Raw genomic sequence first — 21,446 nt, 5'->3', positions numbered from 1 at the left:
CGTATTTATTGTTATGTATAGGTGGGAGGGGACTTATTTGAGATGCGGTGGTAATCACCTGTTCCTGCAAAAAGTTGATTTTGAAGTAGAAAAGTATGGGTTTGAAAACTTAGGGTACTTCCAATCTGGGATTGGGTAGGAAGGCTTTGAATCAGATGCAGGCATGCCAGGCAGTCCGGTTGATCGAGACTGATATGGTGTTCAAGCTGATGTTGATCGGAGAATACCGGAATATCATCGTGAATATGGAATGAAATCCCGATAAGACATAGTCCAACCACCAGAAGAAATGCTCGGTTTGTTATGGTAGGACGTACTTTCATTGAATGTTTAAAAGTAGTAAATCAAAAATTTTAATTTTTAGATTTCACAACAAAAGTTGAAATATGATCATTCTTGGGATCAAAAATATACCCGGTAAAGCATAGAAATATTGCGTCCCGGTTGCGGATAAATTTCCTTAATTCGCGATAGATGGTCACGATAGGTAGTATTGAAAATGTTGTTTGCATTTAACGATACCGTATGGAGCAGATCCCACTTTTCGAAGTGATACTGTCCAAATAAGTTAAAGATAGCGTAGCCATCGGTAGGTGTTTCAAATTCACCGGTACGATTTTGCTCGGCCGCCCATTTGCTTTTAGTACCAATTTTAAGCCCATCTTTATTATAGCTAAGCTCGATATTTCCCTTCAGTGGGGGAATCATAGGCAAGGGGGACCACTCGTCGTCTGTTGCCTGCTGATTTTGTTCTTGTTCGAAAAGTCTACGCTTGCCGTGGGTATAGCTAAGGGTTCCGGAAAGAGCCCAGTTACTAAAAAGTTGAAGCTGAGAGCTAAATTCTATCCCCTGTAGTACAGCTTCAGTGCCTGTAAATTGGTAGATGGGATATCCGCCTAAAAATTCGGGGCGATTTTCACCTGTATTTGCCGCATAGTTGTAGTTCGAGAATCCATTGTGGAAAAACGTGAGTTCTGCACGAGCGTTAGATTTTCTGTAGCGCAAATATATTTCCTTACCCAAACCGCGTTCTGAATCTAAATCGGGGTTTCCTACTTCGTACGAATAGGATGCTAAATGGGGACCCAGCGAAAAAAGTTCTTCTTGTGAGGGCGCGCGGAAGGAATGAATGACGCTGGCACCAGTGAAAAATCCGCCCCCAAAATCATAGACAGCATTAGCCGAGCTAGCCAGCGCGGTAAAGCTGCGATCGCGAATTTCACGACCCCGTATCGACTGATTTTCCGCATCGGGCATTGCGACGGTGTGATCAAGTCGTGCGCCAATTTCTAAGTGAAAGGGACCGATATCTTTTTCTTCAATAAAAAATGCTGACAGGCTATATGAATCGGAATCTGGTGTACGTGTGCCATTGACGGCATAGTTTTTTTGTTCTGCCCATATGCCGAATTTTCCTTCATCAAAAAAGGCAAGATTATTGTGGTTTGCTTTTACAGAAGCATTAGTGGTAAGTACACCAAATTCGGTACCAACGATACCGCTGGATTCTATTTCCTGGTGAAAGTAGCTTTTGTGCGAGAGATCGATTTCCAACTTGCGTATAAAGGGACGATCTAAAATAATTTCGGAGGTTCCCTCAAGCTGAAATTTCTCCATCTCAATATCTACGCCATTGGGATGACCACCCAGAGAATCTGGCGGGATACCGTAATTGTTTAAATAAATATTAGAAGAAATTCCTGCATGTCCCCAGGGTTTAATATATCCGAGCCCAACGGAATTGTTTGTTGAAAAAATACCGGAGTTTTCAAGGGTACCAGACGGAGTATTGGTATCCAATGTTGATCGGAAGTTACCGTCTGCTTTTAATGCAAAATTATTTCCCAGGGGTAAACCAAATTCAATACCTGCTGCTGATCCGGTATTTACCGATTCTCCCTGCAGACTTGCAGTGCCGTGCAGGTGGTCGGGTATGCTTGATGGTACTTGGTTACGTACCACATTGATAACTCCGCCAATAGCATTGGATCCGTATTCGAGGGCCGAGGGACCGCGCGCAATTTCAATTTCTTCGGCCGACATCGGATCTATTGTCACAGCATGGTCGGCTGATTGTGAAGATACATCGCCCGTACGTTTTCCATCCTGGAGTATCATCAGCCGTTCGCCTCCCAGCCCGCGCATTATCGGACGACCGGGAGCAGTACCCATTGAACGCGTACTGATTCCGGGTACATCTTCAAGCGTACCCGAAAGGGTAGTGCTTAAATTTTGACGCAAAGAGGCTCCGGAAATATTTTGTGAAGCATTTTCGAGATGATTACTACTTCCTCTGTCACGTTGACCAACTACTTCAATCCCTTCATTATCTAAAATGGTAGGGGTCATTGTTAACGTGATTTTCAAGGTATCATTAGGGGGTACTTCAATGGTCCGCGATTGGGTTTTATAGCCAATCCGCTGCATTTTGAGGTTATAAGTACCTTCCGGGACGTTTCGAAATGAAAAGGTACCATCGCTGTGCGTTGTTTGACTACGATTAATTCCTTCCAAAAAGAGATACGCATAGCTGATGGAATTGCCGGTTTCTTCATCAATAATGATGCCTTCTATAGCACTGCTCTGGGCAAATGAAGTATTTGACAGCTGCAATAGAAAAAATATGAGTCCTGATAAAACTAACAGGACATTTAACTTAGTAGATGATGCCATAAAAGCTGTTAATAAACGATGTTAAACAGGAGAAATAAAAGGCCGGAAATTATCAGGTTTCCGGCCTTTCGTATAATCGTCAGTAATTATTGACTGGAATCTGTTACGTGAATTTCGATGGCGTCATTTTCATCAACAGCTGGTGTTTCAAAGTCAGCGTGATCGTCACCGTGCTGAAGGAGGAACTGCACAGTTGTTTCTCCGGCTTGTTTACCTACGATATGAAAACTCCAACGACCATCTTCGTCATGCTGTTCAATGTCCGCGTGATCAGTATTTCCTATATTCCAAGCTAAAGAATACTCATCATCGAGGTCTTCACCGTGGATTTCGTCACCATCCTCATCGTAAAAATTGGCCGTAATAAGGGCTGTTTCATCACCTTTGGCAACATCAAAATGTCCGCTTATATTACCATCCGTAAAGCTGACTACTGTTTCACCGTTCAGGACAAATTCTATGCTGTGTGGCTCGGTGTGGTCGTCGTGGTCATCGTCATCGCTGGCTGGGTTACTGCATCCTGCTAAAAGAAGCGTTGCCGCAAAAGTGAGAGCAATAAATTTGGTAGAATAATTTGTAAAAAAGTCCATAGTTCTTGGTTGTTTTGATCTTAATATTTCTTGTATAGATATAGGTTTTGCAGGTCCTAAAATGGACAAGCAGATAAATCAGAAATTAACCAAGAACGGGAGGGGAACGGCCACGATTAGTGATAACAGAGCCCGGATGCTCTTCTTCAGCGTTGAATGTGATTCGTTTTTCAGCCTTGAAAAAGGCAGTATCTGATTCACTGATCGAGATAAGATCGGATTCAATCAAATGAGCGCAAATAGGGCACAGGGTATCATCAGAAGTAATACAATGTCCCGTATCTGCAAATTCTGAAGAGTTGTGAAGCTCTAGATTGTGGTGGGAATGCAACGTAGAAAACGAAAGGCTGATGCCCAGAAGCATTATCAGCAAAAGCCCGGTCGATATGTTAATTCTACGTTTAATCATAATTAGAAATAAAAATTATCATTCTAACGTGTATGAACCAAATAAAAGTATGTAAATAAGGAATAGCTTTTGTTGAGTTTATGTAAAAACATAAAAACCGATCAATTTGAGCATAAAAAACTGAACCTAAAAGATAGGAATAAATCAGGAAAATAGATTTTCAAAAACCTCTTGGAGGGTAGACCAATCCAGGTAAATATAAATCACAAAAGTGATACCGCTTATCAGGAAAAGGTAAGATGAATTTATCCAGTTTGTCGCTTCATTTTTATGATACTTTTCGATCAATCCGCTGACAAACACACCAACTGCGAATCCAAAAATGAAGTAGGTCATATATCCGGAATAAAATAAAAGAACTCGTCCGATCATATGACCGGACGAGTTTAGAAAGTTAAGCTGTTTCTAAAAGCTTTTTAAGTGTGATGCCTATTTCAGCAGGGCTGTCAACGACCGTAACCCCTGCATCGCGCAGCGCTTTTTTCTTGGCATCCGCGCCGCCTTCTCCACCAGAAATAATGGCACCGGCATGACCCATGCGTCGGCCCGGAGGTGCTGTGCTGCCTGCAATAAATGCCACAACGGGCTTGTCTACATTTTCTTGGATATAAGCAGCAGCTTCTTCTTCGGCCGTACCACCAATTTCACCAATCAGTACAATGGCTTCGGTATCATCATCAGCTTCAAAAAGTTTTACGGCATCGGTGTGTGTGGTTCCGATCACCGGATCGCCGCCAATACCGATAGCTGTACTTTGTCCGAGATCGGCTTTGGTAAGCTGATCAACCGCTTCGTAGGTGAGTGTTCCGGATCGGGAGATAAGTCCCACTTTGCCGGGTGTAAAAATATTGCCGGGCATAATCCCAATTTTGGCTTCGCCGGGTGTAATTACACCAGGACAATTTGGACCAATAAGCGTAGCTCCGCGACTATTAACAATCTGCTTGGCGGTAATCATATCCTTAACGGGAATACCTTCCGTAATACAGATTATAGTTTCTATCCCAGCAAAAGCAGCTTCAGAAATCGCATCGCCTGCAAAAGCGGGAGGCACGAAAATAACCGATGTATTGGCATCTTCTTTTTCCACCGCATCAGCCACTGTATTATATACGGGCAGACCGTGGTGCTTTTGGCCGCCTTTTCCTGGCGTTACACCTGCTACTACATTAGTGCCGTATTCAATCATTTGCTCGGCATGGAAGCTTCCTTCGCTGCCGGTAATTCCCTGTACTACTAATCGAGTATCATTACCTACAAGTACGCTCATGAACTTTCCTAAATTAAGTTAAAATAATTTCCTTAAGTCGGTCTGAATATACCGACAAGATCATGATTTGGCAAAGACAGGATCTAAAAATTTATGGGATCTAAATTAACTGAGATGCAAAAGTGTATTGAAGAGGATAATGCCAAAAAAACAGGAGTCCGTTCTTTTATTGAAGGACTCCCATAGTTTTTAACTTACAATCGTAAATAATGAAAATGTATTTATTTACGGGCTGGAGGTAAGGAAGAAGTTGGTGGTAACATAACGCTATCAATTACATGAATAACACCATTGGATGCAAATACATTGGTAGCGACTACGTTTGCGTATCCATTTTCTTCATTTCCGACCGTTAAATTACCGCTATCTAGTTCTACATCAATAAACTTCTTGAGAAGTGTATTTATCTGCTCTGATCCTAAAACAGCATTTGCCGCACGTTTACCGGGCGCTACGTGGTAGAGCAAAATGTCTTTGACGGTTTCTTTGCCAAGGGACTGTAATAATTCTTCTGCTGTTTGTCCTTCAGCGAGGAGTTTGGCGAATGCAGCATTGGTAGGTGCAAGTACCGTAAGTTGGCGCCTTCCGTCGAGTGCTTTATCTAAACCCGCAAATAAAACAGCTTGGGCCAATATTGAGAAATCATCGTTGGTAGCTGCTATTTCTAAAATAGTACTCGAATTAGAGTTCGAGTTTTTCTTTGCCTTGTATTCAAGGTTACTAACTTGGCTTGATTGATTTATTTGGGATAATTTTTCATTAGATAGGTCTCCATTGGTTGTATCATTACAACTAATAACTAATAATGACAATCCTAAGGTTAACATAGTTATTGTTCTAAGTAGCATCACAATACCTCTCATTTTTATTTTAAGTTGAAATGTTCATATAAAAACCTAAATAGAAACAATTAGTTCCCCGTAAATAAAAGATTTCGTTATTCTTAGGTAAATAGTTACGCTCGCTGCATATTTTTTTGGATTGATTTTATACCATGTTGCTTTCTAGAGTATTGATATTAAACGATAGAAATTATTAGTAGAATTAGATGAGATTCATGAAGAATTCTCTTATCATTTCCGTGCTATGGCTAGGATGATTCCCGATGAAAAAAAAGAAGAAGTACGCGGCGCGGCGGATATCGTCGAGGTGGTCGAGGACTATGTGAAATTGAAGCGATCCGGCCGAAGCTGGAAAGGTCTTTGTCCGTTTCATGATGAAAAAACGCCCTCTTTTCACGTGACGCCCGATCTGGGAATCTATAAATGTTTTGGTTGTGGAGAATCGGGTGATGTCTTTAATTTTGTGATGGAGATGGAAGGCGTGGGTTTTGTGGAAGCGATGCGCTCTCTTGCTGACCGTTACGGTGTTTCACTGCCCGAAGAGGATGCTGAAGAATTTGATGAGGAGCACAATCTTCGCGAGGGAATCTATCATGCGCTCAAGTATGCGGGAGTTTTCTTCTATCGTCATTTGATGGAAACAAAAGAAGCGCAAAAAGCCCGGGATTATTTACAAGAGCGTGGCTATGATCGCAGCATCATCAAGAAATATGGTCTTGGCTATGCTCCTTCGGATGGCGAAAAACTCTACCGTACGGCACTTGATTCAGGACTGAACGAAGAATACCTGTTAGAAGCGGGGCTTATCAAGCCGAGTAATCACGGAGATGGTTATTATGATGCTTTTCGTGGTCGGTTGATGTTCCCGATTTTTAATCCCTCGGGTAAAGTTATTGCCTATGCCGGACGTGTGCTCGGAGATAATAAAAAGACTGCGAAGTATATCAACTCGCCGCAGACTAAAGTTTATAATAAGAGCAAGGTCCTGTACGGCATCAATTTTGCTAAAAATGATATTCGGAAAACGGACGAAGTTCTTTTGGTTGAGGGATATACGGATGTAATTTCGCTGCAGCAATACGGCATTAATAACGTGGCGGCATCCAGCGGGACGTCGTTGACGCCCGATCAAATGAAATTGTTGCATCGCTACGGGGATACCATTACGATGATTTACGATTCGGATTCTGCCGGACAGCGTGCGATGAAGCGCGGCATCAATATAGCGCTGCGCGAGGGGATGGACGTGAAGCTGCTGGAGCTACCCGAGGGGGAAGACCCTGACTCCTTTGTTCGCCAATTTGGAAAGGATTCATTCCTGGAATTGAAGCGCGAGGAATCGAAAGATTTTCTGAGCTATCAGATCCATAAAGCAAAAGAAGAGGGGAAGTGGGAGGAGCCGGCAGAGAAGAAAAAGGTAATTTCCGAGATTCTGGAAAGTATTGCGCATATGCCGGATCAGGTATCCCGAGAAACCTATGTGCAGCACTTGAATAGCAAAGCAAAAATTGGAGATCGCGCGCTTTTTGATGAGTTGGGAAAAATCCGCAAACAGCTGAAGGATGAACGCAAGAAAGCCCGTCAGCGTGAGAAACGAAGAAAAGAGCGAGAGGAGCGACGTCAGCAGCAGGGAGACGGAGACCAGCGGCCACAGGCTCCGGTTCCTCACTCGGTAGGATATAATGATCGGGAAGCGTCACAATCACCCAAAAAGAACCAGCCCGAACCGCCTAAGAAGCGTCCCAATTATGAAAAGGAATTGATTCGTCTGATGCTGATGTATGAGCGTGATATGATTGACTACATCGGTTCGCAGTGCAACGAGCGGCAATTTGAGGATGAACAGCTCCGCAATTTTTATAAGGATATCATTGATCGTTATAAAGATGAGAAAGAAGTTTCGGTAGAGGCTTATGCCGAACGGGAACATCCGTATCCCGAGTTGGTGGGAGAGATCGTGCTTGAAGAACATTCCGTTAGTGAGCGTCACCACGAAAAAATCGGCGTGCAGTATAAGAAGGATAAAAATCCTTATAGTACGGCTAAAGGTGCTCTAAAAGCGCTTAAAATTCATTACCTCGATCGCCTGCAGGTTGATTTATACGAGCGTTATAATTCAACCGAAGAAGATGATGAGCGTAAGAAGGTGATGAAAGCGATGAAAGAGGCCGGACGTCAACGTACGTTGTTGCAAGAATCACCGATTGATGAACTGTTTCCCGATCCGGATTCTGATGCGGCGAATAAGGTATCGGATAAAGTGTTTGAGTATAAGATGAAGCATGAACGGGAATCCGATCAATAATGTATTATAACTCTTAAACTGACAGCGAATTTTAAGGGCATAATAGATGTCAGATTTTACCATAGAATTAAATGTTGCTAAAAAGGCTGCAAAATCAGCAGCCAAAATTATTCGGAAATATCAGAAAGACAGTAACTTTTCGGTCGATTATAAAGGTAAAAATGATCTGGTTACGGAAGCGGATGTAAAGGCCGAAAAAGAAATTCTGTCTGTTATTAAAAAGGAATTTCCGGATGATCATATTCTTGCCGAAGAGTCATCTGCAGAACAGGCAATGCCTGAGGGGCGAACGTGGTTGATTGATCCTATTGACGGGACCACAAATTTTGCGCATGGCTTTCCGGTTTACTGTGTTTCGATTGGACTCTGGGAAAATCGTAAACCAAAAATGGGATTGGTGCTCGAAGTGTCGGGAAATGACTGTTTTACAGCAATAGAGGGCAAGGGGGCCTATTTGAATGGTAATCCTATCTCAGTTTCCAAGCTCGATAATCCTGCTAACGCTCTTGTAGGCACGGGATTTCCTTATAATGACTTGAGTCTTGTGGACAATTATTTAGAATTTTTCCGCATGCTGATAACAACAGTTCAGGGGCTGCGTCGTCCCGGAGCGGCATCATACGATTTATGCTGCGTAGCCTGCGGACGTTTTGAGGGGTTCTATGAATATGCCCTGAACCCGTGGGATGTGGGAGCCGGAGCTTTAATTGTTCAGGAAGCAGGCGGGAAAGTGACCGACTGGTCCGGCGGTAGCGATTGGCTGTTTGGTAAAAGAATTGTGGCAGGGAATCCCACCGTGCACTCTTTTTTATTGGATGAGATTTCGAATTATTTCGATAAGGATGAGAGGCAAGCACGAATCGAGAAGTAAATTGCAATCCTTCTCGCTTTTCACTTTATCTCTGCGGCTCTGTCTCAAATAAACTGTTAAACGATGCCATCGGTACCGGTCCGTTGTGATATTTAAATGGCTCACCATAGGTTGTTCCAATCAAATGACCATAGTGGCGGGCACGGGCCTCAATTCCCTTAAAAAACTGCTCGTTGGAAATATATGTTTCGGGTTCGTCGCCGGGATCTTTTACGTTAAATTGGGATTCAAAAGCTAGAATAGCTTTTTTCTTCGTTTCAAATGTATCCGATATATCAAAAACGATATCAGGATCAAAAGGTCGATCCTGCATGAAATGGAGCACATGCGAAGGACGCCAACGCTCTTGCGAATCACCCTGCTTGTCAAATGTTTCGATTTTCGTTAATCCGCTATAGAAAATGGCATCCAAGGCCAAATTTGTGCCATTGCCATGATCGGGATGGCGATCTGAAGGAGCTCCCACCAAACATACATGCGGTCGGTACTCCCGAATTTTTTGGATAATTTTTTTCTGATATTCACGCGTGCTTTTAAGCTTCGTATCCGGGAGGCCTAAATTCTCTCGAATTTCGAGTCCAATGATATCGGAAGCATGTTGAGCTTCCTGCAACCGCTGTTCAGGAGTACCGCGACTTCCCATTTCTCCCCGCGTAAAGTCGATTACGCCTACCTTTTTGCCCTGGTTAACAAGCGCTGCCAGCGTACCCCCGCAGCAAAGTTCAGTATCATCCGGGTGAGAAGAGAGTGCCAAAATATCCAGTTTCATATCATGTAGTTTCTTTAATTTTACAGTATAATATAGCTGATTTTAAGGGATCGCTAAAAATGAATTTCTTAAGTTTCCTGTAACGTTTCGTATTTTAGCTCGTAGAGGAGACGTTATAAAATTTGAACCGAAATTAGGGCATGTCTAAGATAAGTCGATTTATAAATAGCAGCTGGGAGGGACTCAAGATTTCTTTGAGCGCTTTAGGGATTAATAAAACTCGTTCCTTCCTCACAACCCTGTGTATCATTATTGGTATTGTGATGGTAACGTTGATGAATGCCGTGAGTAATGGCATGGATGCTGAATTTGATAAGAGCATGGCCATGATGGGCCAGAATGTAGTATATGTCGAAAAGCATCCATGGAATCGAGGACCCAATTATGAATGGTGGAAATATCGGAGTCGCAGAGATATTAAATTGGATTATGTGGAAGATATCCGAGAATCGAGCCGCCTTGCTTCCGCTGTTTCGGCATCAGCGTCGCGAGGCACCTCCATCAGGTATGATGATGTGAGTGCAGATGGCGTTTTTATTGCCGGAGTTACCGATAAATATTTTGAAACAGCTGGACTCGGTATTGAAACGGGACGTGCTTTTACGCCCGAAGAAATACAGCGGGGAGCGAAAGTAACGGTCCTGGGAGCAACACTGGCAGAAAGCTTATTTGATCGTAAAAATCCTTTGGGTGAAGAGGTTCGCATTGGGGGACAGCGGTTTAGGGTAATTGGGATATTGGAAAAACAGGGAAAGTTTTTGGGATTAGCTGATATGGATCGGCGTGCTATTACACCGATTAAGGCTTATGGACAGCTTTTTAGTTTACGTGGTAACATTCAGATTGCAGTAAAATTTCCAAATGAAAAGATTTTGGAAGAAGGAGAGTATGAAATTGAGGGCATCATGCGCCGTGTTCGCGGTCTTGATGCTACCGAGGATAACGATTTTGAGCTGAATAAACCGCAAGCTTTTGAAGCTCAGCTTTCATCATTTAAAGCCGGTCTGTATATGGTTGGAGGAGGACTTACAGCACTCTCACTAATTATTGGTGGCATTGGTGTAATGAACATCATGTTTGTATCAGTTCGCGAACGCACCAAGGAGATCGGCATCCGCAAGGCGGTGGGAGCCAAAGCGTGGGAAATAATGTATCAGTTTTTAATTGAAGCGGTGATCATGTGTCTTTTAGGGGGATTGATAGGACTCCTGCTTTCCTATCCACTGAGCATGTTACTTAATCAGATATTTGTGGCCAGCATTGATATCAGTGTTGTTATTGCAGCTATCGTACTGTGTTCAATTGTTGGATTGATCTTTGGATTTATCCCTGCTTACCGCGCTGCAAAATCAGACCCCATAGAATCACTCAGGTACGAATAAAAATGAATATTATAGAAGTATTTAAACAGGCGTTTGATTCTCTTTGGGCCAATAAATTACGGTCTTCACTAACCTTATTGGCTCTTATTGTAGGAGTATTTTCGGTGATTGTTTCCACCACTGCGGTAGCTGTACTAGACAATTTTTTCCAGAATACGATGAGTGTTATGGGAGGCGACGTAATCAACGTTTCCAAAACGCCGTCTGTTCGGATGGGTGGCAGTGCAGAAAATGTGCGAAATCGCCAGGATATTACGTTTGAAACGGCTGAACGGCTTCAAGAAATGTTACGACTAGCGGAGAATGTGAGTCCGGATGAAACATTTGATTATACCAAAGTAACGTACGGAGATGAGGAAACCGATCCTACGGTAAGAGTGATTGGGAGTAACCAGTATTATCTTGGAAACAATGCTTATGAACTGAGTGAAGGCCGTAATTTTAGTTCTGAGGATATTCAGTATGGAAGGTTATTAGCTATCATCGGGCATGATATTCAACAGGAACTATTTCAAAATGTGAATCCTATTGGAAAAAATATCCGGGTAGCCGGACAGCAATACAGGATTATTGGTACGTTAGATGAAAAGGGGAGTGTGTTTGGGCAATCGCAGGATCAGTTTGTGCTGATTCCATATACTGCGGGCCTTATGATTTATGGTGGAGATCGCAACATCGATATACAGGTTAAGGCGCCGGCTATGGATTTTATTGAAGCCGCTATGGACGAAATTACCGGGATAATGCGAGTTGTCCGTAAAGTGGCACCCGGTGCCGAAAATGATTTTGAAATTGAAACAAATGACTCTCTTGCGGGTACCTTCGATCAGTTTACCTTTATTTTGTATGCCGTTGGATTTGTAATTGGAGGTATTACATTGTTTGGAGCCGGCATCGGGGTGATGAATATCATGCTGGTCTCCGTAACCGAGCGTACCCGTGAAATCGGGCTTCGTAAAGCAGTAGGGGCAACAAAAAAAGCAATTGTATCACAATTTCTTACTGAAACAATCTTTATTTGTCAGCTGGGTGGATTAATAGGAATTGTGCTTGGAATACTGGCCGGTAATGGCATGGCAATTTGGATCGAAACCGAACCCGTTATTCCGATTTGGGCAGTGCTGACGGGCTTTTTTGGGATGTTCGTTATTGCCCTTTTATTTGGAGTGTATCCCGCATATAAAGCGGCCCGTTTAGATCCCATCGACAGCCTTCGCTACGAATAACTTCTTTTGGAATAATGAAAGATGATCAACAGCATGTTTTGATAATTGGTTTTGTATGGCCCGAACCCAATTCATCGGCCGCCGGCAAACGCATGCTTGAATTGATCCATCTATTTAAAGATCAGGGGTGGAACGTAACGTTCGCGAGCTCGGCTGCCGAAACAGATCACATGAGCAACCTGAAGGCTATTGGCGTCGACCAAGTTTCTATCCAGATGAACAGCTCAACCTTTGACGAATTCGTCAGAGAGCTCAATCCTTCTGTCGTTCTTTTTGATCGATTTGTGGTTGAGGAGCAGTTCGGATGGCGTGTTGCCGAGCAGTGTCCCAATGCATTGCGGATATTGGATACTGAAGATCTGCATTTTTTGCGAAGGGCGCGAAAAAAGGCCCATAACGAAAATCGAGCGTGTACAAAGGAAGATCTATTATCCTCGAAAGATGCCAAGCGAGAGATCGCCAGTATTTTTCGATCGGATTTATCCCTGATTATTTCTGAGGCGGAAATGGATCTGCTCCGGGAGGTATTTGACGTAGATCCATGCCTGTTACAATATCTTCCCTTTTTGCTTGATCCAATTACAGAGGATGCAAAGAATGCGTTACCGGATTTTAGTGAACGAAGTGACTTCGTCACAATTGGTAACTTCCGGCATTCCCCAAATATGGATGCCGTTAGATATTTAAAAAAGAAAGTTTGGCCATTGATCAGGAAGCAATTGCCTGATGTCCAGCTGCATATATATGGAGCCTATGTTACCCAAGAGGCGGAACAGATGCATAATCCCGAAGAAGGATTTTATGTGAAGGGCAGGGTAAAGGATGCTAAACAGGTGGTAGCCAATGCGAAGGTATTGTTGGCTCCCCTTCGGTTTGGGGCGGGTCTTAAAGGTAAGCTGATAGAGGCCATGCAGTGTGGAACGCCGAGTGTGACAACAAGTATAGGTGCAGAGGGTATTGTAAGCAGTGATGAAAATTGGGGTGGAATAATAGCCGAGAATTCAGAAGACATTGCGTCTGCAGCCCAACATCTTTATAGCGATAAAAAGGCGTGGACTGAAGCGCAACAAAAGGGTTTTTCAATCCTTAATAAAAAGTTTATAGAACCGGATTTCGATAATCAGCTAATAGAGAATATCAAAAGACTTCGGAAAGATCTGCCAAGGCATCGTGCGCAAAACTTTATTGGTCAGATGTTAATGCACCATACCGCTGAGAGTACAAAGTATATGGGACGGTGGATTGAGGCTAAAAATAGAAATATGTAATATTTAAAGTCCACATATTTCCTTATAATTAAGACGATGGAGCCTATTACGTTAACAAGATTATTAAAGTCATGGATGAAGAGATTTTAGAAAATTTAAACGAAGAGTTGGATAATGCACTCGATCGCGGTCGCCAGATGGTAGAGGAAGAAGAGCTGGCGAAACGTGTTGAAGAGCTAAAATTACGAGCCGAAAATCTAATCCGAAAACATCCCGTTAAAAGTGTAGCAGGTGGATTATTTATTGGTTATATCGTTGGTAAATTATTGAGTTCAGAAGATTAAAAATAATGAAAACTGATAAACAGAAAGATCAATTCGGGAAACGGTTACGTGCTATTACTGCTGACTTAAAGCTATATCTCGAAAAACGTATTGAGCTCACCATGCTCAATATTGGAGAAGCCATTTCGGGATTAATGGCAGCCTCGGTACAGCGTGGCATTGGTGTTTTTCTGCTTTTGGGAGGGCTCTGTTTTCTGTTATTTGCTTTGGCTATTTATCTTGGAGATTTGCTTGAGAGTCGAAGTCTGGGCTATGTGTTGGTTTCGTTACCGTTGTTGCTGGTAGGTGGATTATTTATGTATTTGAAACCTAAAAGTGTTTTTAAGCAGCTGCAACATCGGTTTGAAAATGAAGTAATAAAATCAATCGAGCAAAATGGAGAGACCGTTAAAGAGACTTTGAAAATTGAAAAAGAAGGGCATTCAAAATCCAAAGAAGGATAGGATATTATGGCACGAGAAAAAGTTGATGAACTGGAGAAAAAGAAGCAGGAGCTGGAAGAAGAATTGAATAACATTGAGGGAGAATTGGATAATTCTATTGACCAGGTCCGTGAAGATGTAAGTAGTAGTTTGGCTCCTAAAAATATCATTCGAAAGTATCCCTTGCCTATTGTAGGGGCCTCAGCGGTAATAGGATTTTTACTGGGTCATAAAAGGAAATCATCGACCTCTTCATCCGATAAAGTGGGAGAATTTAGCGGGGCACTGTTATCTGAGTTAAAGAGACTTGCTACCCGTAAGGCCATAAGCTTTGCAACCGACTATATCGAAAATATCCTTGAAGAAAAGGCTGAAGAGCACTTGGCGCCAAATAACGGAGAACAAGATGATTAAAAAAGCTTTTAATCTTTTATAACGTAAAATAACCTATTCCCTCCGTAACAATTCGTATCATTGATCGTGTAACCTCCCGAGTTGTAAACCCAAAAAATAAATTATCGATATGCGCAAAGGTATCTGTTTACTATTTAGTCTATTAATGCTGAGTGTTACTGTATATGCCCAGGATTCTCAGCCCCGAGAAATTTCGCTGCAAGAGGCTATTGATATTGCTCTGGAGAATAACTACCAGCTTAAACAAGCATCTAATAATTTAAAGTTAGCGGAAAGTAGCATTAAGAGTGAATATGCTGACTTTGCTCCTTCAATATCAGCTAATCTCAGTGGATCAAGTAGAAAAGGACAGCAGCTGGTTCGTCAGGGTGACACGCAAGTATTCGAAGACAATGTAACAAATGGATTAAGCGGGAGCCTGAGTGCTGACCTCTCCCTCTTTAATGGCTTTGAAAATATTTTGAGTTTGAGGAGAAGCAAGGCTGATAAGCTTTCTTCCGAGGAGCAGATGCAAAGAGCCAAAGAAGATGTGATTTTCAATGCGGCATCAAATTTTTTGCAAGTTCTCTTGGATGAGCAACTGGTAAAAATTGCAAAAGAAAATCTTGAAGCCTCTCAAAAACAGTTAGAGCAGGTAAAGGCACAAGTTGAAGTTGGTTCCCGACCTACGGTAGATCTGTATAATCAGGAGTCAACGGTAGCCAGTAATGAGTTAACCCTGACACAGCGCGAGAATAATTTAAAAATGAGTAGGCTTGCTCTGGTGCGGCAATTACAAATAGATCCCCGCGGTAATTATGAATTTACACATCCCGAAATTCAAGGTAATGGCAATATTCAGATCGGAGGACAGGAGTTTAATATTGATGAATTAATAACGAATGCCTTAGATAATCGTTCAGATCTTAAAAGTGAAATGGCAGATCTTAGAGCTCTTGAACTTCAGCTAAAACAGGCAAGGTACAACCTGATACCTACCTTAAGTGCAAGTGCGAGACTGTCATCTTCATATAGCGATCAATATTTTGGTGGAGGGATTTCTTTTAGTGATCAGTTCTATGATCAAAATTATACCACCTCGATAGGATTTTCGCTTAATATTCCAATTTTCAATAATTGGAATCGTATGAATCAGATACAGACGGCAAAGATTAATCTAAAAAATGCTAAGCTTGGATTAGAGAATACGAGATTGCAAATAATTCAAGAAGTCACGCAGGCTTATAATGATTATTTATCGTATCAAAAAGAGTTAGAGTCGACAAGAAAAGCATTGAGGGCTGCTGAAAGAGCGTATGAAACTCAGCAAGAGCGCTATAATGTAGGGGCAAGTACGTTAATTGAACTCAGTGATGCGAATGCAAATTATGTTCAGGCCCAGTCAGATAATGCCCGGGCGTTATATAATCTAATATTCCAGGAAAAACTTCTGGATTATTATATAGGCAAATTAGATAAAGAAATGACGTTAAATTAAGAGAATTAGATTTTAAAAATATGTCAAGAAAGAAGAAGTCTGCTACAAAAAAATTATTATATGTTGGTATTGGACTCGTTGTTTTATTGGGGATAGGAGCATTATTAGGTAAAACGATGGGATGGTTAGGAGGTGAACCGGAAGCCAAGCAGGTTGAGGTAACCGAAGCCAAATTGAAAACCATAACTCAGATTGTATCGGCTTCTGGAAAAATGCAGCCGGAAGTAGAGGTGATCTTGCGTCCGGAAGTATCCGGAGAGATCATAGAACTACCCATAAAAGAAGGGGACTATGTAAAACAGGGAGAGCTTTTGGTGCGCATAAAACCGGATATTTATCAGGCCAGAATTGATGAGACCAATGCCATGTTGCTCACGCAAAAAGCGCGCATGGAACAGGCCCGTGCATCGCTGCTGGAAGCTGAATCGGTTTATAAACAGAACAAACAGCTTTTTGAAAAAGGAGCTATTTCTGAAAAAGAATTTATACAATCAGAAACGAATTATGAGGCTCAAAAGGCGAACTTTAACGCTGCAAAATACCAGGTGCAGAGCAGCGAAGCTCAGCTTGAACAGGCGAAAGAAGAGTTGCAAAAGACTATTATTCGTTCCCCTCGTAGTGGGACAATAAGTAAGTTGGCCGTGGAGGTTGGTGAACGAGTGCTGGGGAATACCCAATCCATAGGAACTGAACTTCTAAGGATAGCGAATATGGATCAGATGGAAGTTCAGGTGCAGGTTAATGAAAATGATATTGTAAATGTTTCGACAGGAGATACTGCAAATATTGAAGTCGATGCCTATCCTGAACGGTCATTTAACGGTGTTGTAACAGAAATAGCTAACTCTGCTGAAATTTCCGGAGAAGGGACGAACGAACAGGTTACCAACTATGAAGTAAAAATTCGGGTAGCTACACCCCACAATCTTGATATGGTTGGGGATGAACAACTGGTTCAGCAGGCCTCGCAAGAGATGCCAGAGGATAAATTTGTCCCCTCGTTTAAGCCTGGTATGTCTGCTACGGTGGATGTGCAAACGCAGACCGTGCGCAATGTCGTTTCGGTACTGATACAAGCTGTGACGGTACGTGATTTTGCTGATGAAAACAGATCTGCACAGAACGATACTACGAAAAGTGAAAGTGATACTACTAATGTTGATGAAGATCTAATTATTCCTGAAGAGGATATGCGAAAAGTGGTGTTTGTTGTAGAAGATGGAGAAGCTAAGCGCAAGGAAGTAACAACGGGCATCAGTGATAATACTCATATTCAGATTTTATCGGGACTTGAAGCCGGTGAACAGGTGGTAACAGGTAGTTATCGAATGCTTTCCCGGGAGCTTTCGGATGGCGATAAAGTGAATGTGAATAATAATAAGATTGGCCGAATGGCTTCAAATTAATAGCAGAATGGCAAAACCGATTATTCAGGTAGAGGACTTAACGAAAATTTATCAGATGGGAACCCAAGAGGTACGTGCTCTTGATGGCGTTACCTTTGATTTATTGGAAAATGAATACATTGCTATTATGGGTCCATCGGGATCGGGCAAATCTACTTTGATGAACCTTATTGGTTGCTTGGATACTCCAACTTCGGGCACCTATATTTTAAATGGAGAGGATGTCAGCCAGTTTGACGATGCTGATCTTGCAGAAGTTCGAAATAGGGAGATCGGATTCGTATTTCAAACGTTTAATTTGCTACCCCGTACGGATTGCCTTTCAAATGTGGAATTGCCACTAATTTATTCGGGTGTAAAAACTGCTGAACGTCATGAACGATCAGCGAAAACGTTAGAGCGCGTGGGACTGGGAGATCGTATGGATCATAAACCCAATGAACTTTCTGGCGGGCAGCGTCAGCGTGTAGCTATTGCTCGGGCTCTGGTAAATAACCCTTCTATTTTATTGGCCGATGAGCCTACGGGTAATCTTGATACGAAAACAGGGGAAGAGATTATGAAGCTCTTTGAGGAGCTGTACCGGTCGGGGAATACAATTATCGTTGTTACGCATGAACCCGAAATTGCTGAGCATTCACGTCGAATTATTCGCCTTCGTGACGGTAAAATTGAAAGTGATGAGAAAGTTGGGAATCCTGCCTTGGAAAATCAGGAGATTCAAATTGAAGCAGCTACAACATAGGACTCCCAGTTTCCGCTTTTGATGCCATTTATTTTATCAGATATTTGGGTTTTGTGACAGCAAAATTATGATTAACATCATGCAAATGATTTAATCAAAATATCTTGCCATGAAAATTCTTTACGTTTTTCCCCATCCCGATGACGAGTCATTTGGCCCGGCCCCGGCAATTGCTGCCCAGCGTCGAAAGGGCCATGAAGTATATCTGTTTACCCTGACAAAAGGAGAGGCTACCAAGCAGCGATTTCGATTGGGAGTAAATAAAAAAGAGATGGGAGAAATACGTTATAAAGAAATGCAATGTGTAGAAAAAGTGCTCGATTTAAACGGGATGACGGTATTTGATCTGCCTGATAGCGGTTTGAAAGAGATGGATCCTGCTGATATTGAGGAAGTGATACGCAAACAGGTTCAGAAAATTGAGCCTGATGTATTAGTGACCTATGCGGTGCATGGTATCAGCGGATTCGAAGATCATCTTGTAAGTCATGCGGTTGTTAAAAGTGTGTATTGTGATTTAAAACGAGAAGGATTTGACTACCCAAAGCGACTCGCCTTTTTTACCCATTACAGCGAAGATGAAGGGGAGGGAAAGTTTAATCTGACTTCATCAAAACAGGGTGATATTGACTGTTGGGTTGAAGCCAGTGAAGATGACTACGAGAAATTTTTATCAGCTTTGGATTGCTATGAAACCTACCAGGAAGTCATCGAGGATAGTAATGTTAAGGAAGAAGTGGGATATCGAATTCCATTCGAAATATTTCAGGAAGATTACGATCCGCCGTTGACCGATTTAGGGAATCAATTAGAGGGATAATATCAATTGCTAATATTAAATAACTGATGGAAAAAGAATTTCCAATCTGGTTGAAGGGAACAACAATATTATTTGGGATTATCTTGTTGTTCGTTGTTTTGTCGTATGGGAAATTTATTTTAATGCCTCTCGCATTTGCAGCTCTTATTGCAATGTTATTAGATCCCATCAGTACATGGTTACAGCAACATAAATTCAATAGAATTCTGGCCATTTTAACCAGCATCATATTAATTGCTGTAATTTTGGGAGGTATTATGTCGCTGCTTTCTATCCAGTTTATTCAATTTGCTGATCGTCTGCCCGAGGCTAATGCCAAGATTCAAACGTTGAGTAGTGATCTGATACAGTTTTTTGAGGCGACATTTAATCTGTCTCCCGATCGGCAAGTACAGTTTTTAGAACGGGGGCTTGAAACGGCGATTAATAAAAGTGGGGAATACATCAGTACGGTATTGGGAGCTACAACAAGCGTCTTTACAACCATAGGGCTGCTCCCATTTTTTGTATTTTTTATGATGTACTACAAGAAAATGTACCGTACTTTTTTACACAAGGCCGTGGATGGTAAGAACGATGCGATCGATTCTGTTATTGACGGCATCCAAAGTGTTACGCAGAGTTACATTGTGGGCATGATGACAGTCATTACAATCCTGGGTATTTTAAATGCGATAGGATTATGGATTGTTGGCATTGATCATGTCCTATTTTTTGCTGCTTTTGCAGCTATTCTTGCAATCATTCCTTATATAGGGATCATCTTAGGAAGTCTGCCCGCCATCATTTTCGCACTTTTATTTACCGATTCTCTATTGAATCCCCTTGGAGTGGTAACCGTTTTTGCAGTCGTTCAGTTTCTTGAGGGGAATTTTATCACTCCAAATGTTATTGGATCGCAGGTAAGCATTAATCCCTTTATGGCATTAATTGCACTCGTAATCGGTGGTCAGCTGTGGGGTATTTCGGGGATGATATTATTTGTGCCACTTCTGGGAATTTTAAAATGTGTCTTTGATCAGGTTGAAGCGCTGAAGCCATACGGTTACCTGCTGGGGAATCGCACTGAGTACCAAGCTGCAGGGCCAAAAGCGGAGAGTGAAGGCGATTAGAACTCTCTAAGGCGTCCAAGAGTCTTCCAGATAGCTCTCAGGAAAGGGACATACGGGAACGCTGTTCATAATTTTCAGATCATCCCGTATGGATGATTCCTCTGCAAGAAATCGAAAAACATCATCCAGAGAATTATTCTTTAAAAGGTGATTAAAAATCCGGAATGCGTCCTTGGGATGCTGATCAATAATTTGTAGCAGCCAAAGATCGTAAGCTTTAAACCGCTTTTTAGAAGGGGGTTGGGGTTCTAAGGTGCCCTTCGACAACAAGTCCTCAACAATTGCATCAGTTTGTTTTTGGATGCGTTTAAATGTGTAGCCGGTTGAAGGTTTGGTAACCCCGCCAATGGTACCCAAATTGAGTATTCCGGGTTTATACCATGGTTTGTGGGGACGATCTTCCATCGGTATTTTTCCAAATTCTTTTCGTTCAATACTATAATCAATCGGTTTTAGATTATATCGGTTGTTTAAATATATAGAGATCTTTTCCTCGTATTGTTTTTTATCAAGCAGTGTGTCTGAAAAGATGGTGTATTCGATGAGAGCAGAAGTTCTAGACCAGGGCAACAGATACATGAAAGCTATTCCATCCTCAAATGTTTGGTCAAAATCCATTAAGGTGAAAAAGCTATCATCAAAAACCGGTTTTGATGTGGTAATCTCCCATCCCAGAAAGTGCTGCAGCAGTGGATGTCGGGGATGATCTTCGGTCTTGTCCCAGGGAGTAAAGCAACTTTGGAAAATATAGTCTGCTTTAAATGAATTTGTTTCAGTTTTTAATATGGGATTATGACCATCAAATGATAGCTCCTTGACTGTAGTTTCGAGCAGGTTAAAATTGGGATGATCTTCAAGGCTGCTTAAAATGTGGTTGTAAAAGTCGCCGCTCCGTAGACAGTAGTAAGTATAATCGTTCAAATGTTTGGTGGATCGCTTCCCAAAAATACTGACTTCTGCTTGGGTCCATTTTTGGTAAATCAGATCCGCAAAAAGAGGGTCGGCAGTATCCCAAAAACACCAGGTCTTATCATTGGTTGGGGTTAGAGATTGATCGAGGACAAGGATCTTTTTTTCTGATAATGGTGAATGCAGCATTTTCCAAGCCAGGGAAAGTCCCGATGCACCTGCACCCGCTATGATGTAGTCGAACTGCTGCAT

22 protein-coding genes are annotated in these 21,446 nt (G+C 42.1%); 13 read left to right on the top strand and 9 right to left on the bottom strand.

Annotation, left to right across the window (positions count from 1 at the left end):
- Nucleotides 1-11: 11 nt before the first annotated feature.
- The 7 genes from U5J89_RS08425 to U5J89_RS08395 form a co-directional block, all read right to left on the bottom strand.
- Complete coding sequence (locus U5J89_RS08425; RefSeq protein WP_322575173.1) at nucleotides 12-323, bottom strand: hypothetical protein; 312 nt, start codon at nucleotides 321-323, stop codon at nucleotides 12-14.
- 79 nt (nucleotides 324-402) lie between these two features.
- Complete coding sequence (locus U5J89_RS08420; RefSeq protein ID WP_322575172.1) at nucleotides 403-2,673, bottom strand: TonB-dependent receptor; 2,271 nt, start codon at nucleotides 2,671-2,673, stop codon at nucleotides 403-405.
- Nucleotides 2,674-2,759: 86 nt separating this feature from the next.
- Nucleotides 2,760-3,263: a hypothetical protein gene (locus tag U5J89_RS08415; protein WP_322575171.1), complete on the bottom strand. Its 504-nt coding sequence runs from the start codon at nucleotides 3,261-3,263 to the stop codon at nucleotides 2,760-2,762.
- Between the two features lie 85 nt (nucleotides 3,264-3,348).
- Nucleotides 3,349-3,672 (bottom strand): hypothetical protein, encoded by a 324-nt coding sequence (locus tag U5J89_RS08410; protein ID WP_322575170.1) that lies wholly within the window; start codon nucleotides 3,670-3,672, stop codon nucleotides 3,349-3,351.
- A 144-nt stretch (nucleotides 3,673-3,816) separates the two neighbouring features.
- On the bottom strand, nucleotides 3,817-4,044 hold the full coding sequence (locus tag U5J89_RS08405) for a hypothetical protein (protein ID WP_322575169.1): 228 nt from the start codon (nucleotides 4,042-4,044) through the stop codon (nucleotides 3,817-3,819).
- Nucleotides 4,045-4,066: 22 nt separating this feature from the next.
- On the bottom strand, nucleotides 4,067-4,942 hold the full coding sequence (gene sucD, locus U5J89_RS08400) for a succinate--CoA ligase subunit alpha (RefSeq protein WP_322575168.1): 876 nt from the start codon (nucleotides 4,940-4,942) through the stop codon (nucleotides 4,067-4,069).
- 221 nt (nucleotides 4,943-5,163) lie between these two features.
- Nucleotides 5,164-5,790, bottom strand: a complete 627-nt coding sequence (locus tag U5J89_RS08395) for a fasciclin domain-containing protein (RefSeq protein WP_322575334.1) — start codon at nucleotides 5,788-5,790, stop codon at nucleotides 5,164-5,166.
- 238 nt (nucleotides 5,791-6,028) lie between these two features.
- On the opposite strand from U5J89_RS08395, the gene dnaG reads away from it, so the two are divergent.
- A complete protein-coding gene (gene dnaG / locus U5J89_RS08390) occupies nucleotides 6,029-8,089 on the top strand; it encodes a DNA primase (protein ID WP_322575167.1) in 2,061 nt (686 codons plus the stop codon).
- 46 nt (nucleotides 8,090-8,135) lie between these two features.
- The gene (locus tag U5J89_RS08385; protein ID WP_322575166.1) at nucleotides 8,136-8,960 is read left to right on the top strand and encodes an inositol monophosphatase family protein; all 825 of its coding nucleotides are present in this window, start codon (nucleotides 8,136-8,138) and stop codon (nucleotides 8,958-8,960) included.
- Nucleotides 8,961-8,985: 25 nt separating this feature from the next.
- Here U5J89_RS08385 and bshB1 read toward each other — a convergent pair whose 3' ends face one another.
- Nucleotides 8,986-9,729, bottom strand: coding sequence for a bacillithiol biosynthesis deacetylase BshB1 (bshB1, locus tag U5J89_RS08380; protein ID WP_322575165.1), 744 nt, complete (start codon nucleotides 9,727-9,729; stop codon nucleotides 8,986-8,988).
- Nucleotides 9,730-9,869: 140 nt separating this feature from the next.
- On the opposite strand from bshB1, the gene U5J89_RS08375 reads away from it, so the two are divergent.
- The 11 genes from U5J89_RS08375 (at nucleotide 9,870) to U5J89_RS08325 (ending at nucleotide 20,285) form a co-directional block, all read left to right on the top strand.
- Entirely contained in the window at nucleotides 9,870-11,111 is a 1,242-nt protein-coding gene (locus U5J89_RS08375) for an ABC transporter permease (protein WP_322575164.1), read from the top strand.
- A 2-nt stretch (nucleotides 11,112-11,113) separates the two neighbouring features.
- Nucleotides 11,114-12,337 (top strand): ABC transporter permease, encoded by a 1,224-nt coding sequence (locus tag U5J89_RS08370; protein WP_322575163.1) that lies wholly within the window; start codon nucleotides 11,114-11,116, stop codon nucleotides 12,335-12,337.
- Between the two features lie 14 nt (nucleotides 12,338-12,351).
- The gene (locus U5J89_RS08365) at nucleotides 12,352-13,605 is read left to right on the top strand and encodes a glycosyltransferase (RefSeq protein ID WP_322575162.1); all 1,254 of its coding nucleotides are present in this window, start codon (nucleotides 12,352-12,354) and stop codon (nucleotides 13,603-13,605) included.
- A 71-nt stretch (nucleotides 13,606-13,676) separates the two neighbouring features.
- A complete protein-coding gene (locus U5J89_RS08360) occupies nucleotides 13,677-13,889 on the top strand; it encodes a hypothetical protein (RefSeq protein ID WP_322575161.1) in 213 nt (70 codons plus the stop codon).
- Between the two features lie 5 nt (nucleotides 13,890-13,894).
- Complete coding sequence (locus U5J89_RS08355; RefSeq protein WP_322575160.1) at nucleotides 13,895-14,332, top strand: phage holin family protein; 438 nt, start codon at nucleotides 13,895-13,897, stop codon at nucleotides 14,330-14,332.
- A gap of 6 nt (nucleotides 14,333-14,338) precedes the next feature.
- Nucleotides 14,339-14,725, top strand: coding sequence for a hypothetical protein (locus U5J89_RS08350; RefSeq protein WP_322575159.1), 387 nt, complete (start codon nucleotides 14,339-14,341; stop codon nucleotides 14,723-14,725).
- 109 nt (nucleotides 14,726-14,834) lie between these two features.
- On the top strand, nucleotides 14,835-16,202 hold the full coding sequence (locus U5J89_RS08345) for a TolC family protein (RefSeq protein ID WP_322575158.1): 1,368 nt from the start codon (nucleotides 14,835-14,837) through the stop codon (nucleotides 16,200-16,202).
- A gap of 20 nt (nucleotides 16,203-16,222) precedes the next feature.
- Nucleotides 16,223-17,608: an efflux RND transporter periplasmic adaptor subunit gene (locus tag U5J89_RS08340; protein WP_322575157.1), complete on the top strand. Its 1,386-nt coding sequence runs from the start codon at nucleotides 16,223-16,225 to the stop codon at nucleotides 17,606-17,608.
- Nucleotides 17,609-17,615: 7 nt separating this feature from the next.
- Complete coding sequence (locus U5J89_RS08335; protein WP_322575156.1) at nucleotides 17,616-18,353, top strand: ABC transporter ATP-binding protein; 738 nt, start codon at nucleotides 17,616-17,618, stop codon at nucleotides 18,351-18,353.
- 109 nt (nucleotides 18,354-18,462) lie between these two features.
- Entirely contained in the window at nucleotides 18,463-19,173 is a 711-nt protein-coding gene (locus U5J89_RS08330) for a PIG-L family deacetylase (protein WP_322575155.1), read from the top strand.
- Between the two features lie 26 nt (nucleotides 19,174-19,199).
- On the top strand, nucleotides 19,200-20,285 hold the full coding sequence (locus U5J89_RS08325) for an AI-2E family transporter (RefSeq protein WP_322575154.1): 1,086 nt from the start codon (nucleotides 19,200-19,202) through the stop codon (nucleotides 20,283-20,285).
- A 6-nt stretch (nucleotides 20,286-20,291) separates the two neighbouring features.
- Here U5J89_RS08325 and U5J89_RS08320 read toward each other — a convergent pair whose 3' ends face one another.
- Nucleotides 20,292-21,446 carry a lycopene cyclase family protein gene (locus U5J89_RS08320; RefSeq protein ID WP_322575153.1) on the bottom strand — a complete coding sequence of 385 codons (1,155 nt, stop codon included), beginning with the start codon at nucleotides 21,444-21,446 and terminating at the stop codon, nucleotides 20,292-20,294.

It is taken from the genome of Fodinibius sp., assembly GCF_034521915.1.
Taxonomy (GTDB): Bacteria; Bacteroidota; Rhodothermia; order Balneolales; family Balneolaceae; genus Fodinibius.
The sequence above is the reverse complement of the archived record's forward strand: the minus strand, read 5'-3'. Positions and strand labels throughout refer to the sequence as shown.